This is a genomic window from Adlercreutzia shanghongiae (genome assembly GCF_035830635.1).
Lineage (GTDB): Bacteria > Actinomycetota > Coriobacteriia > Coriobacteriales > Eggerthellaceae > Adlercreutzia > Adlercreutzia shanghongiae.
The window spans coordinates 67,933-81,226 of sequence record NZ_JAYMFI010000007.1; the positions used below are offsets into that span (position 1 = coordinate 67,933).

At 65.6% G+C, this 13,294-nt stretch carries 13 protein-coding genes; 10 read left to right on the top strand and 3 right to left on the bottom strand.

The annotated features are described in order from the left end of the window. Positions 1–9 precede the first annotated feature (9 nt). Positions 10–225: a hypothetical protein gene (locus VJ923_RS04240; protein ID WP_326438883.1), complete on the bottom strand. Its 216-nt coding sequence runs from the start codon at positions 223–225 to the stop codon at positions 10–12. A gap of 184 nt (positions 226–409) precedes the next feature. Between VJ923_RS04240 and VJ923_RS04245 the strand changes: the two genes are divergently transcribed. The 3 genes from VJ923_RS04245 (at position 410) to carB (ending at position 7,059) form a co-directional block, all read left to right on the top strand. Continuing rightward, positions 410–2,212, top strand: a complete 1,803-nt coding sequence (locus tag VJ923_RS04245) for an AAA family ATPase (RefSeq protein WP_326438885.1) — start codon at positions 410–412, stop codon at positions 2,210–2,212. Positions 2,213–2,490: 278 nt separating this feature from the next. Further along, positions 2,491–3,843, top strand: a complete 1,353-nt coding sequence (gene carA / locus VJ923_RS04250) for a glutamine-hydrolyzing carbamoyl-phosphate synthase small subunit (protein ID WP_326438887.1) — start codon at positions 2,491–2,493, stop codon at positions 3,841–3,843. Then, on the top strand, positions 3,844–7,059 hold the full coding sequence (gene carB / locus VJ923_RS04255; RefSeq protein WP_326438889.1) for a carbamoyl-phosphate synthase large subunit: 3,216 nt from the start codon (positions 3,844–3,846) through the stop codon (positions 7,057–7,059). 210 nt (positions 7,060–7,269) lie between these two features. Here carB and VJ923_RS04260 read toward each other — a convergent pair whose 3' ends face one another. Then, a complete protein-coding gene (locus tag VJ923_RS04260) occupies positions 7,270–7,725 on the bottom strand; it encodes a type II toxin-antitoxin system VapC family toxin (protein WP_326438891.1) in 456 nt (151 codons plus the stop codon). Beyond that, on the bottom strand, positions 7,722–8,048 hold the full coding sequence (locus VJ923_RS04265) for a hypothetical protein (RefSeq protein WP_326438893.1): 327 nt from the start codon (positions 8,046–8,048) through the stop codon (positions 7,722–7,724). Before VJ923_RS04265 ends, VJ923_RS04260 begins: the two co-directional genes overlap by 4 nt. 149 nt (positions 8,049–8,197) lie before the next feature. On the opposite strand from VJ923_RS04265, the gene VJ923_RS04270 reads away from it, so the two are divergent. From VJ923_RS04270 to thiI, 7 genes are all read left to right on the top strand, one after another. Then, complete coding sequence (locus VJ923_RS04270) at positions 8,198–8,992, top strand: dihydroorotate dehydrogenase electron transfer subunit (RefSeq protein ID WP_326438895.1); 795 nt, start codon at positions 8,198–8,200, stop codon at positions 8,990–8,992. Beyond that, complete coding sequence (locus VJ923_RS04275; RefSeq protein WP_326438897.1) at positions 8,992–9,924, top strand: dihydroorotate dehydrogenase; 933 nt, start codon at positions 8,992–8,994, stop codon at positions 9,922–9,924. Before VJ923_RS04270 ends, VJ923_RS04275 begins: the two co-directional genes overlap by 1 nt. Continuing rightward, the gene (gene pyrF / locus VJ923_RS04280; protein ID WP_326438899.1) at positions 9,918–10,646 is read left to right on the top strand and encodes an orotidine-5'-phosphate decarboxylase; all 729 of its coding nucleotides are present in this window, start codon (positions 9,918–9,920) and stop codon (positions 10,644–10,646) included. Before VJ923_RS04275 ends, pyrF begins: the two co-directional genes overlap by 7 nt. A gap of 152 nt (positions 10,647–10,798) precedes the next feature. Further along, positions 10,799–11,110: an integration host factor, actinobacterial type gene (gene mihF / locus VJ923_RS04285; protein WP_022739954.1), complete on the top strand. Its 312-nt coding sequence runs from the start codon at positions 10,799–10,801 to the stop codon at positions 11,108–11,110. Between the two features lie 22 nt (positions 11,111–11,132). Beyond that, positions 11,133–11,696: a guanylate kinase gene (gmk, locus tag VJ923_RS04290; protein WP_326438909.1), complete on the top strand. Its 564-nt coding sequence runs from the start codon at positions 11,133–11,135 to the stop codon at positions 11,694–11,696. An 18-nt stretch (positions 11,697–11,714) separates the two neighbouring features. Next, positions 11,715–11,975 (top strand): DNA-directed RNA polymerase subunit omega, encoded by a 261-nt coding sequence (locus tag VJ923_RS04295; protein ID WP_022739952.1) that lies wholly within the window; start codon positions 11,715–11,717, stop codon positions 11,973–11,975. Beyond that, positions 11,976–13,202 carry a tRNA uracil 4-sulfurtransferase ThiI gene (thiI, locus tag VJ923_RS04300; protein WP_326438913.1) on the top strand — a complete coding sequence of 409 codons (1,227 nt, stop codon included), beginning with the start codon at positions 11,976–11,978 and terminating at the stop codon, positions 13,200–13,202. Positions 13,203–13,294: the final 92 nt, after the last annotated feature.

Below are 13,294 nucleotides of genomic sequence, written 5' to 3' on the forward strand. Positions count from 1 at the left end.
TGTTGCAGCTTACCGCTCGACTTCGTCCTGGTCGCTTGAATTCAACGCGGCGCATGAGAGGTCATCGTAGAGCCCCTCGTCCTCGGGGGCGTCCATCCAGGGCGGGAGGACGGTGATGCCCGTAGTGGAATCAGGGCGCAGCGTCTCTCGCCCGTTCAGAGCCTGTCGCTTCAGCTCTTCGATTGTGCGGAACTCAATCTCGGCGTCCTTCGTTGCGGTTGGCATAGCGCACCTCCTCGGAGTGTCCCAATGTTACCGCGAAAGGGTATGTCGTTGGAGATGGGACGATACAGTCGATGACTCGCTGTTGGCGGTATGCACCCGCTTCCGCTCATTCCCTGTGAAGGACCGCATGCAGCGGTCCTTCGTTTATAATCGGGGAAACGCTACGAGGGAGAAAGGCGGCGGCATGACGGGCACCTACGAGAACGGTATCTATCGCGAGGGCGACGTGCGCCTGTCCGACCTGTCAGGCCGGCGACGCCTGCCCATCGGGCGCGACGGGTTCGCCGCGGCGGTGCAGGGGTCGGTGGTCGTCGACAAGTCCCTTCTCATCGCCGACGTGCTCGACAGCTCCGCCGCCGTCACGCTGTTTTGCCGCCCGCGCCGTTTCGGCAAGTCGCTGAACATGACCATGCTCAAGTCCTTCTTCGAGATACCCCCGGCGAGCGACCCGAACGCCGAGGACGCTGCCTATCTCTTCGAGGGCCTTTCCATCTGGGATGCCGACGGCGGCCGCTACCGCGAGCACCAGGGCGCCTATCCCGTCATATACATCAGCTTCAACCCGGTGAAGAAGCAGAACTGGGAAGATGCCAAGAATGCTCTACGCCAATTGATCGTATGGGAATACATCCGCCATGGGTATCTGTCCGATAGCTCCGAGCTGAACGAGCAGGAGCGCGCGTACTTCGATCGTGTTGCGGGATGGGAGGCGACAGACGGGGACATCGAGTCTTCCCTCATCAACCTCACTCGCTTGCTTTTCAGACACCACGGACGTCGCCCCGTCGTCCTCATCGACGAGTACGATGCGCCGGTCATGGCGGCTCGTGACAACGGGTACTACGACGAGATGGTCTCGTTTCTCAAAGGATGGCTCACGGCGGCCCTGAAGGACGGCGGCCAGGCTCTCGCGTTCGCGTGCCTCACGGGTGTACAGCGCATCTCGAAGGAGTCCGTCTTCTCCGATTTGAACAATCTGGTGGTGAACACCTCTCTCAACACCAAGTACGACGAGCGCTACGGCTTCACGGAAGACGAGGTGCGCGCGCTGGCCAATTACCTGGGCCAAGCCGCCCATTTCCCCGAGATGCGCCAATGGTACGACGGCTACCGCTTCGGCTCGGTGGATGTGTACAACCCTTGGAGCGTGCTCAACTACTTCGACAACGATTGCGAGTGCGCGCCCTATTGGGGCAACACGTCTTCCAACGCGCCCATCGCGGCCATGGTGCGCGGGGGAGACGCGCGGCTGATGAGGAAGGTGTACGGGCTGCTTAATGCGGGCGGCTCCGTGGAGGCCGCCCTCGATCTTTCGGTTGTGTTCGGGGACTTGGACGCCCGACCCGAGGCCCTCTGGTCCCTTTTGTACCTTGCCGGCTATCTGACCACCGACGATACGGAGCAGCCCAACTCCAAGGACGTCGTGCGACGGCTGCGCATCCCCAATTTGGAAATTGCGTCCCTGTACCGCAGCGAGGTCATCGACCGCTTCGCGCAGATCGCCGGAGGCCGCGACTGCCTCATCGATCTTCACCGCGCGCTGGTCGATGGGGATGCTGGCGCGCTCGCCGAGGAGCTGGAGGGCGTTCTCCTGAACGCGGCGAGCTGCTACGACCTAACGAGCGAGAACAGCTACCACATGCTGTTGGTGGGGCTTTTGTTCGGCGCGACCGGCTACGGGAACCCGGTCTCGAACCGCGAGGCGGGGCGCGGGCGCTTCGGCATCCGCCTCGCTCCCGAGCGGGCGGGGCTGCCCGCTATCACCCTGGAGCTGAAGTTCGAGCGCGGCGCCGGGGCGGAGCGCCTGGAGGCGCTGGCCGCCGAGGCCCTGGCCCAGATAGAGGCGCTGGCCGCCGAGGCCCTGGCCCAGATAGAGGCGCGGGCCTACGACGCGGAGGTGGCCGGAAGCAGTGCGGGCAGCCTGCGCTACGGCATCGCCTTCTCCGGCAAATCGCTGGCCGTGGCCACAGGTCGCAGGTCGTTGTAGGTCGCGGCGCCATTCGGCTGCGGTCTTCGGTTGCGACGGCTGTTGGCGGATGCGCGCCGTTGAACCCAGCTCCAGTGCCGCTTACTTTTGTGCAGATGCATACTCTGGAGGGTACTCTATGCTCAATTTTGACCTTTAACGGACGGTACTGAGAGACCGGCAAGGTGCGATGAGCGAACTTTATCTTGTGCGCGTGCGAGCGCTCCCGTCCAAGGCGGGAGCGCTTTTTTCATGGGCGCGCAGGCGAGGGCGAGCAGGTCGCGGAAAGGACGGAACCCTTGAGCAAGATTGCGGAAAAGCTGCGGGCGGCCACGGCGAAGCCGGCGGGAGCGCCGGCGCTGCTCGTGCTGGAGGACGGCGCGGTGTTCGCCGGCACCTCCTGCGGCGCGCCCGGCGAGGCGTTCGGGGAGGTCTGCTTCAACACCTCCTTGGAAGGCTATTTGGAAATCGTCACCGACCCCTCTTATGCGGGGCAGATCGTGGCGCTGACCTATCCGCAGGTGGGCAACTACGGGGTGAACGCCGACGACGCCCAGGCGGAGAGGCCGGCCCTGCGGGCGCTCGTGGTGCGCGATATGTGCCCCACACCCTCCAGCTGGCGCAGCCAGGAGAGCCTCGGCGACTACCTTGGGCGCGAGGGGGTCGTGGCCATCGAGGGCGTGGACACCCGGGCGCTCGTGCGCCACATCCGCGATGCCGGCGCCCAGCGGGCCGTCGTCTCCACCACGGATGCGGATGCTGCGTCGCTGCTCGAGAAGGTGCGCAAAAGCCCGACGCTCGTGGGCGAGAACTTGGCCGCCGGCGTTTCCTGCGGCGGCAGCTATTCCTACGGCGTCGCGGACCTGCCCGCTTCCCACGACTTCGCCCTGGCCGCGCCGGCCGACCCCCGCTTCAAGGTGGTCGTCTACCACTGTGGCGTGAAGCGCTCCATCTTAGACGGCCTGGTGGCCTCAGGCTGCGAGCTTGTCGTAGTGCCCTGGGACACCCCGGCCGAAGAGGTGCTGGCCCTGGACCCCGACGGCGTCTTCCTCTCCAACGGCCCGGGCGATCCGGAGGCGGTGGAGGAGACCTACCGCGCGGCAGAGAAGCTGCTGGGCCGCGTGCCGCTGTTCGGCATCTGCCTAGGGCACCAGATGATGGCCAAGGCCGCAGGAGCAAAGATCGACAAGCTGAAGTTCGGCCACCACGGCGGCAACCACCCGGTGCAGAACCTGCTCACCGGGCGGGTGGAGGTCACGGCCCAGAACCACGGCTTCTGCCCCCGCTTCCAGAGCCTGGGGGCGCTGGTGCCCGAGCTTTCCGGCGGGGCGACCGAGCACGTGGATGACTTGCGGGAATGGGGCTACCGCAACATCGCCCCCGTCGTGGACAACGAACGCTTCGGGCGCATCCGGCTCACCCACGTGAACCTCGACGACGGCACCGCCGAGGGCTTCGCCTTCCTGGACGTGCCGGCCGTGAGCGTGCAGTACCACCCGGAGGCGGCCCCCGGCCCCACCGACGCCCACTACCTGTTCGGTGCCTTCGCGCGCCTCATGGAGGGCCGCGCGGACTATCTGGATATCGACATCGCGACCGACCGCCTGTCCGGTTGGAAGTTCGGAAGCACCGCGGAAGGGGAGGTGGCGTAAATGCCCAAGCGCGACGACATCAAGAGCATTCTCGTTATCGGGAGCGGTCCCATTGTCATCGGCCAGGCCTGCGAGTTCGACTACTCCGGCGCCCAGGCCTGCAAGGTGCTGCGCGAGGAGGGCTACCGCGTCATTCTGGTGAACTCTAACCCAGCCACCATCATGACCGACCCGGAGCTGGCCGACGCCACCTACGTGGAGCCCATCACGCCGGCGTTCGTGGAGAAGGTGATCGCCCGGGAGCGCCCGGACGCGTGCCTGCCCACCCTCGGCGGCCAGACGGGCCTGAACACGGCTGTGGAACTGGCGAAATCCGGCGTGCTCGAGCGCTACGGCGTGGAGCTCATCGGGTGCGATGTGGACGTCATCGAGCGCGGCGAGGACCGCAAGATGTTCAACGAGTGCATGGCTGACCTCGGCATCGAGGTCTCGCGGGCCGGCTACGCCTACTCGGTGGAAGACGCCCTGGGCATCGCCAGCGAGTTGGGCTTTCCCGTGGTGCTGCGTCCGTCGTTCACCATGGGCGGCGCCGGCGGCGGTATCGCGCGGGACGAAGGCGAGCTCGTTCGCATCGTGTCCCAGGGGCTTGAACTCTCGCCGGCCGGCGAGGTACTGGTGGAGGAGTCCATCGAGGGCTGGAAGGAATACGAGATGGAGGTCATGCGCGATGCGGCCGGCAACGGCATCATCGTGTGCTCCATCGAGAATGTGGACCCCATGGGCGTGCATACCGGCGACTCCATCACCGTGGCCCCGGCCCAGACGCTCACCGATCTTGAGTACCAGCGCATGCGCGCCGCGTCGCTCGCGGTGCTCGAGCGGGTGGGCGTGGCTACGGGCGGCTCCAACGTGCAGTTCGCCGTGCATGCTGAGACGGGCCGCATGGTCATCATCGAGATGAACCCCCGCGTGTCGCGTTCCTCGGCCCTGGCCTCGAAGGCCACGGGCTTTCCCATCGCGAAGGCGGCGGCGCGCCTTGCCGTGGGCTACACGCTGGACGAGATCATGAACGACATGACGGGCACGACTCCCGCCTGCTTCGAGCCGGCCATCGACTACTGCGTGGTGAAGGCCCCGCGCTTCGCCTTCGAGAAGTTCCAAGGAACCGATGACACGCTGACCACCCGTATGAAGGCCGTGGGCGAGGTCATGGCGGTGGGGCGCACCTTCGAGGAGGCTTTGGGCAAGGCCCTGCGCTCCCTGGAGTGCGGCCGGGCGGGCCTTGGCGCCGATGGGGCAGGGGAGGAGGGCGCACTTGGCGACGAGGAGCTCTTCGCCGCGCTCTCGCGCCCCACGGCCGAGCGCGTCTTCCTGGCGGCCGAGGCCCTGCGCCGCGGCATGAGCGTTGGGGAACTTCACAAGCGCACGGGCATCGACCCGTTCTTCTGCCACCGCATGGCCGATATGGTGGCCGTGAAGGAAGCCCTGCGCGGATGCTCCTTGGAGGATATGGACGCCGAGGCGTTCGTCATCGCGAAGCGCTACGGCATCTCCGATGCCCAGATTGCCGTACTCACCGGCTCGGACGAACGCATGGTGCGGGCCTGCCGCAAAATTCTCGGCGCGCGTCCCGCCTTCAAGACCGTGGACACCTGCGCGGCGGAGTTCCCCACGAAGACCGCCTACCACTACAAGACCTATGACGCGCACGAGTCCGAAGTGGCGCCGAAGGAGCGCAAGCGCGCCCTCATTTTAGGTGCGGGCCCCAACCGCATCGGGCAGGGCATCGAGTTCGACTACTGTTGCGTGCACGCCAGCTGGGCGCTGGCCGAGGCGGGCTTCGAGACCATCATGGTGAACTGCAACCCCGAGACGGTCTCCACCGACTACGATACCTCCGACATGCTGTTCTTCGAGCCGCTCACCTACGAGGACGTCATGGACGTCGTCGACGCGGTGGAGCCGGACGGCGTGGTGGTCACCCTCGGCGGCCAGACGCCGCTGAAGCTGGCCCGCGCTCTGGAAGAGGCCGGGGTGCCCATCATGGGCACGAGCCCGGACGCCATCGATCTGGCCGAGGACCGCGACCGGTTCGCCGCGCTGCTCGACTCCCTCGATATCGCCTACCCGCGCTCGGCCATGGCCGCAGGGCTCGATGAGGCCCGCGCCGCCGCCCGCGAGATCGGCTATCCCTTGCTCGTGCGCCCCAGCTACGTGCTTGGCGGCCGCGGCATGGGCATCGTCTACGACGACGCGGGGCTCGCGCGCTACGTGGCCGAGGCCGCCACGGTGTCGCCCGACCATCCGGTGTACCTGGACAAATTCCTGGAAGGGGCCGTGGAATGCGACCTGGATGCGCTCTGCGACGGTGAGGACGTGTACGTCGGCGGCATCCTGGAGCACATCGAGATGGCCGGCATCCACTCGGGCGATTCGGCCTGCTGCCTGCCGCCCTTCTCGCTGTCGGCGAAGGTGCAGGACGAGATGGCGAGCATCGCCCGGCGCATCGCGCTGGCCTTGGGCGTGCGCGGCCTCGTGAACATCCAGTTCGCCGTGAAGGACGGGGTCGTCTACGTCATCGAGGCCAACCCGCGGGCCAGCCGCACAGTGCCCTTCATCTCGAAGGCCACGGGCGTGCCCTTGGCGAAGCTCTCCAGCCGCATCATGGCGGGGGAGAAGCTGGCCGCGCTGGATCTTCCCGAGCACTTCGCGAAGCCGGGCCGCTACTTCGTGAAGGAGGCCGTGATGCCCTTCGGCCGTTTCCCCGGCGCCGATGCGCTGCTGGGACCCGAGATGCGCTCCACCGGCGAGGTCATGGGCATCGCCAACAGCTTCCCGGCGGCCTACATGAAGACCCAGATGGCCATCGACTACGCCGAACCCGCGGGAGGTACGTCCTTCATCTCTGTGAACGACCAGGACAAGCGCGCCGTGGCCTTCATCGCCCGAGAGCTTACGCGCCTCGGGTTCTCATTGTTGGCCACCGAGGGCACCGCCGCCGTGCTGCGCGCCTCCGGCGTGCCCTGCGAGACGACGGGCAAGATCCACGAGGGGGCAAGCTCGGTGGTGGATGCCATCGCCAGCGGCGAGATCTCGCTCATGATCAACACGCCCTTGGGCTCGGCCACCCGCGACGACGGCTACGAGCTGCGCCGCGCCGCCGTCCGCCACGGCATCACCTACGCCACCACGCTCGCCGCCGCCCAGGCCCTCATAGCCGGCATGCAGGCCGCCCGCTCCGGCGACCTGGACGTCGCCCCCTTGCAGGAGCTGTAGAAAGCCACTGTGTGCCATCCTGCGCTCGGGTCGCCGTGTCATCCTGAGCGGAGGCCGAAGACAGGAGTCGAAGGATCCCTCCTGCCCGGAAGATCCTTCGACTCGCTTCGCTCGCTCAGGATGACATGGGGTGTTTTTGCTCTCGGGATGGAACGGGGCGCCTGTCGCTCGGGATGACGCGGGGCGATCCCGAGCGAGACGACCCGCCCCTTATTCCGACGGCAGCGTTTCCCAGCCGTAGACTATATCTGCCGGCTTAAAGAGGTCAACGAACTCGGTAGGGGAGAGAACGGGTACGGGAGACTTCTCGAAGTCGCGGCCGTTGCGAGTGACAATGAAGTCGACGCCCGTGCGATGCGCAGAATAGGCAATGAGGTCGTCCTCGTAGTCGCGGTGTTCGTGCTCATAGGCAGCGAGGCAATCGGCGGACGTGGTGTCGGCGATGGAAAAAAGCTGCAGCAAGTCTCCGAAGGCCTTCCGGGCATCAGCCGCGTTCATGAGCTTTCGTGCCGTGAGCAGATAGCGAATAGAGGGCGTCGAGCACGCGGGAAGCCAAAGCTTGAAGTCGCGCAACAGAGCAACGTCGACAGCGGTGAAAGCGGCTTTAAAGTCATCAGTGTCAGTGAACAGGTCGATGACGACATTGGTGTCGAAGAGGATGTTCATTGCGCACCGCCGTGCTTCTCGAGAAGATGCTCGCGCCAATCCTCGCGCCAGTCGTGATCCTTCGGTGCGATGGGGGGCTCAAGAGAATCAGGCGTCGGGCGCGATGCGCCGACCATGGCCCGCAAAAGCCTTCGCTTTCCCTGGATGTCATCGCGAGGAGCTGCATCAGCGAGAAAATCTGGAACTTGCTGGCTCCGCTCGAGTTCGCAGAACAACTGCCGCACCGCTTCGGAAACGCTGATGCGACGCTTGGCGAGCACTTGCATTCCATGCTCTTTCAGCTCTTCAGGAAGCCGTATGTTCAATGTAGCTGTTGCGCCCATAGGTACCTCCTTTGCTGTCAAACACTATACTGCATTACGTAATGCAAGTAAAGAGGATGTCCGTGCGCCTTTGGATGCAGTAACCTCAGCTTTTTATGCGTTAGAATGTCAGGCAACGTGTGATTTCCGCTGACGCGACAGGAGAGCCTATGACGCTTTGCAATGAGAACGCGCCCATTCTGGTGAACGAAGAGATGGGGTGCAAAATCTGGCTCATGACGGTGCGCGCGCCGGAAATCGCGGCCACGGCCCGTCCCGGCCAGTTCGTGCACGTGAAGATTCCCGGCATGGAGGGCCACATCCTGCGCCGGCCCCTCGGCATCTACGCCGCCGACCGGGAGGCGGGCACGGTCGACATGATGTATCAGGTGCTCGGTTTCGGCACCGAGCATATGACCGAGCTTGCCGCGGGCGATGCGGTGGAGATGATCGGCCCCACCGGTCGCGGGTGGGAGGTGCCCGAGGGCTGCAAGCGCGCCCTCGTCGTGGCCGGCGGCGTGGGAAGCGCGCCTCTGTATCCCCTCGTCGAGGAGCTGGTGGCGCGCGGTGTGGACGTGTCGGCCGTCCTCGGCGCCTCCACTATCGACGCGCTGGTGGCCCGCGAGCGCTACGGCGCCGCCCTCGGCTGCGAGCCGGTCTGCTCTACCGACGACGGTACCTTCGGGCACGCGGGCTTCTGCACGCCCTTGGTGGAAGAGGCCCTGCGCGAGGCCGCCGCATCCGGCGAGCTGTTCGACTACGTCGCCTGCTGCGGCCCCGAGCCGCTGATGCGCCTGGTGGCCTCCATGGCCGAGGAGGCCGGCGTGTTCTGCGAGGTGTCGCTCGAGCGCCGCATGGCGTGCGGCGTGGGCGCCTGCCTGTCGTGCGTGGTGGATACCGTCGACGGCAAAAAGAGGGCTTGCGTGGACGGCCCGGTGTTCCCTTCGAAGAAGGTGGTGTGGTAATGAGCCGAGAGCCCCATGCAACCAACGTGAATACGGCCGTCAACCTGGGCGGCCTCGCCATGAAGAATCCCGTCACCGTGGCCTCGGGCACCTTCGGGGCCGGCATGGAGTACCACGACTTCGTGAACGTCGCCACCCTCGGCGCCGTCACCACCAAGGGCGTGTCTCTGAACGGCTGGGAGGGCAACGCCAGCCCCCGCATCGCCGAGACCGCTTCGGGCATGTTGAACTCCATCGGCCTTCAGAACCCCGGCGTGCAGCATTTGAAGGACATTGAGCTTCCCTGGCTTGAGTCCATCGGCGCCACCACCATCGTGAACGTATCGGGCCACAGCTTCGACGAGTACGTCTCGGTCATCGAGGCTTTGGAAGAGGCGCCAGTGGACGCCTACGAGGTGAACATCTCGTGCCCGAACGTGGACGCCGGCGGCATGACCATGGGCTGCCATGTTCCCAGCGTGGAGAAGGTGGTGGGCATGTGCCGCGCGGCCACCAAGCGCCCGCTCATCGTGAAGCTCACGCCGAACGTCACCGACGTGGCCGAGATTGCCCGGGCCGCCGAGGCGGCCGGAGCCGATGCCATCTCGCTCATCAACACGCTTCTGGGCATGGCCGTAGACGCGCGCACCCGCACCCCGAAGCTCGCCCGCGTGGTGGGCGGCTTCTCGGGGCCTGCGGTGAAGCCCGTGGCCCTGCGCATGGTGTGGCAGGTGGCCGGCGCGGTGTCGGTGCCCGTGCTCGGCATGGGCGGCATCTCCACCGGCGAGGATGCCGTGGAGTTCATGCTGGCCGGCGCCACCGCCGTGGCCGTGGGCACGGCGAACTTCGCGAACCCCGCTGCCACGGTGGACGTCATCGACGGCATCATCGACTACTGCGAATCCCAGGGCGTCTCCGACGTCAACGAGCTCATTGGAGGTCTTCTGTGCTAACGTCTTTCGACACCATTCCCGCCCGTGACCGCGTCATCGTCGCGCTCGACTGCGACGCCTGGGAGGCCATTGCGCTGGCCGACAAGCTGGAGGGCCACGCGAAGTGGCTGAAGATCGGCATGACGCTGTACTACGCCGAGGGCCCGGCCATCGTGAAGATGTTCAAGCGCCGCGGCTTCAACGTCTTCCTCGACCTGAAGTTCCACGACATCCCGCACCAGGTGCAGGGTGCGGCCCGCTCGGCCGCCGCGAGCGGCGCCGACATGCTCACCATGCACACCGTGGGAGGCGTGGCCATGATGGAGGCCGGCCAGCGCGGTGCCGTGGAGGGGGCGGGCGAATATGGCGGCCCGGTGCCCGCCACCCTCGGCATCACCGTGCTCACCTCCATGAGCCCCGAGGCCCTGGCGGCCACGGGCGTGGCGCGTCCTCTGCCCGAGCAGGTGGCGGCGCTCGCGGCCCAAACGGCCGAGGCGGGCATCTCGGGCGTGGTGGCCTCGCCCCAGGAGGCGGCCGCCCTGCGCGAGCTTCTGGGGCCTGAGGCCTACATCGTCACCCCCGGCGTGCGCCCGGCCGGCGCCGCGCTCGGCGACCAGAGCCGCGTGGCCACGCCGGCCCAGGCGTTCGAGGCCGGCGCCTCCCACATCGTGGTGGGCCGCCCTATTACCGAGGCGCCCGACCCAGTGGCCGCCTTCGATGCCATCGCGGCGGAATTGGAGTAAGCTCCAAGCGTAATTGCTGCCTAAAAATGACCCGTATACGGCCAACAAATAGGGAGAAATCCCGCAATTATTGATTCCGCGTAAATTACGTGTTGATTCCTCATCAATGCATGGTACTATGCCCTCAGCCCGAACCGGAAGGAGAACAGAAAATGGCAATTCCCCAACTCAGCCCTGAGGCCCGCGCCGAGGCTCTTGAGAAGGCAAAGGCTGCACGCATCAAGCGGGCGGAGGTTCGTGAAGAGCTGAAGACTGGCAAACTCACCGTCGCCCAGGTTCTCGATATGCGCGATGACCCCGTTGTGGGCCGCATGAAGATCTCCACGCTCATCGAGACGCTGCCCGGCTATGGCAAGGCCAAGGCCGAGCGCATCATGAAGGAGCTGCAGATTGCCGAGAGCCGTCGCATCCGCGGCATCGGCGAGCGCCAGCGCGAGGCTCTGCTCGCTCGTCTTTCCAAGTAAGCAACTTAGGGCAAAGGAATACATGAGACACGGAAACCTGTTCGTCATCAGCGGTCCTTCGGGGACCGGCAAGGGAACACTTATAGCGCGGCTTCTCAAAGAAGTGCCCGACGCTTGGTTATCGGTCTCGGCCACAACGCGGCGCCCTCGTCCCGGTGAGGAAGAGGGCGTCAGCTATTACTTCCTCACAAGCGAGGAGTTCGCCGCTTTGGCCGATGAGGGGGGCTTTCTGGAATGGGCCTCCTATGCCGGCAACTGCTACGGCACGCCGCGCGCCTCGGTGGAGCGCGAGATGGCCGAGGGCCGCCAGGTCATCCTCGAGATCGAGGTACAGGGGGCCCTTCAAGTGCGGGAGAAGATGCCCGAGGCGCACCTCGTCTTCATCGAGCCGCCCTCGCTGGAAGAGCTGGAGCGCCGCCTGCGCGGGCGCGGGACCGAGACCGATGACGTGGTGGAAAAGCGCATGCTCACCGCTTTGGTGGAACTTTCCCAAAAAATGGAGTATGATTATCGGCTTGTGAACGACGATTTGGATGAGGCCACTCGCCAGCTCGTCGCTTACGTCAACGAAATCGCCGAGCAATAGTAAGAGGTTATTCGCCCTATGAGCATTATCGAACCGAAAATCGACGTTCTGCTTGACCGTACCGATAACGACCGCTTCCTGCTGTGCGCCCTGGCCTCCAAGCGCGCCCACGACATCAACGATATGATGCGCGGCCAGCGCGATCGCGCCATCCAGCTGCAGACGGCCGTGGAAATCGCCCGCGCCGCCGACACCAAGCCCTTGTCCATGGCGTTCAATGAGATCGCCCGCGGCGAGGTCTCCTACGACCCGGAGTCGATCGACGTTAAGAACCATTAAATGACGGAGTTCCAGCGAATCATTCTCGTGCACTACCACGAGATCGGACTCAAGGGACGCAACCGCGGAGTATTCGAGAAGCGCCTTCAGCGAAACCTGGAGGTGCTTCTTGGTGCTTATCCGGTCGTCACCATCCACCGCATCTCCGGACGGCTGCTCGTGTTTCTGCGCGAGGGCACAAGCCTGGAGGTGGCAAACCAGTGCACCAACGCCATTCTGGGCGTGCCCGGCGTGGCTCGGGCGTCGTGCGGCTTCAAGTGCGAGCTTTCCTTAGAGGTCATGGGGCAGGCGGCCTGCATCGCGCTGGCCGAGGCGGAGCCCTTCGAGAGCTTCAAGGTGTCGGCGCGGCGCAATCACACGGTGTTTCCCATCGACTCCATGCAGATGAACCGCGACATCGGCGCGGTGCTCTGCGAGGCGTTTCCTGCCAAGCGCGTGCAAATGAAGGGCCAGGATGTGACCGTGGGCGTCGAGGCGGTGGAGGGTACCGCCTACGTGTACGCCCGCAGCGTGCGCGGCATCGGCGGCCTGCCCGTGGGCTCTTCGGGCAAGGTGGTGGGCCTTCTGTCCTCGGGCATCGATTCGCCCGTGGCCCTGTGGCGCATGGCGCGCCGGGGTGCGGTGCCGGTGGGCGTGCACTTCTCCGGGCGCCCGCAAACCTCCGACGCCTCCGAGTTTCTGGTGGACGACATCGCGCGGGTGCTCGCGCGCACGGGCTGCATCGGGCGCGTGTACGTGGTGCCCTTCGGCGACTACCAGCGCGAGATCTCGCTTGCGTGCCCGCCGTCTCTGCGCGTCATCCTGTACCGGCGCCTCATGTTCAAGGTGGCCGAGGAAATCGCCCGGCGCGAGGGGGCCGGCGCTCTGGTGACCGGCGAGAGCCTGGGCCAGGTGGCCTCGCAGACCCTCGACAACATCCGCGCTACCGACGATGCCGTCGTGATGCCCGTGCTGCGTCCGCTCATCGGCTCCGACAAACTGGAGATTATCGACCAGGCCCAAGAGCTCGGCACCTTCGAAATCTCGTCCATGGACGCGCCGGACTGCTGCACGCTGTTCATGCCGCGCAATCCCGAGACCCACGCGAAACTCGATGAAGTGCGCGAGGCGGAGGCCGCCTATCCCCTCGATGAGTGGGTGGCAGCCCTTGCCGATGCGGCGGAGCCCCACGACTATGCTTGCCCTGCGTATAAGCCGCGCAAGCGACGCGACGAGCGGGCGAGCTAAGCTTTCCATCCCTCATATATGTTCGAGAGCGTCCTGATTCGGGACGCTCTTTTTGTATGAGCGAAAGGCTTTATCGGCTCATCTGGCGACAG

Bases quoted from the DNA above. Each gene is read 5' to 3' on its own strand.
- VJ923_RS04265 (WP_326438893.1), bottom strand. From the start codon at position 8,048: ATGGGCGCAACAGCTACATTGAACATACGGCTTCCTGAAGAGCTGAAA.
- gmk (WP_326438909.1), top strand. From the start codon at position 11,133: ATGAGACACGGAAACCTGTTCGTCATCAGCGGTCCTTCGGGGACCGGC.
- thiI (WP_326438913.1), top strand. From the start codon at position 11,976: ATGACGGAGTTCCAGCGAATCATTCTCGTGCACTACCACGAGATCGGA.
- VJ923_RS04275 (WP_326438897.1), top strand. From the start codon at position 8,992: ATGAGCCGAGAGCCCCATGCAACCAACGTGAATACGGCCGTCAACCTG.
- carB (WP_326438889.1), top strand. From the start codon at position 3,844: ATGCCCAAGCGCGACGACATCAAGAGCATTCTCGTTATCGGGAGCGGT.
- VJ923_RS04295 (WP_022739952.1), top strand. From the start codon at position 11,715: ATGAGCATTATCGAACCGAAAATCGACGTTCTGCTTGACCGTACCGAT.
- VJ923_RS04240 (WP_326438883.1), bottom strand. From the start codon at position 225: ATGCCAACCGCAACGAAGGACGCCGAGATTGAGTTCCGCACAATCGAA.
- VJ923_RS04270 (WP_326438895.1), top strand. From the start codon at position 8,198: ATGACGCTTTGCAATGAGAACGCGCCCATTCTGGTGAACGAAGAGATG.
- VJ923_RS04245 (WP_326438885.1), top strand. From the start codon at position 410: ATGACGGGCACCTACGAGAACGGTATCTATCGCGAGGGCGACGTGCGC.
- mihF (WP_022739954.1), top strand. From the start codon at position 10,799: ATGGCAATTCCCCAACTCAGCCCTGAGGCCCGCGCCGAGGCTCTTGAG.
- VJ923_RS04260 (WP_326438891.1), bottom strand. From the start codon at position 7,725: ATGAACATCCTCTTCGACACCAATGTCGTCATCGACCTGTTCACTGAC.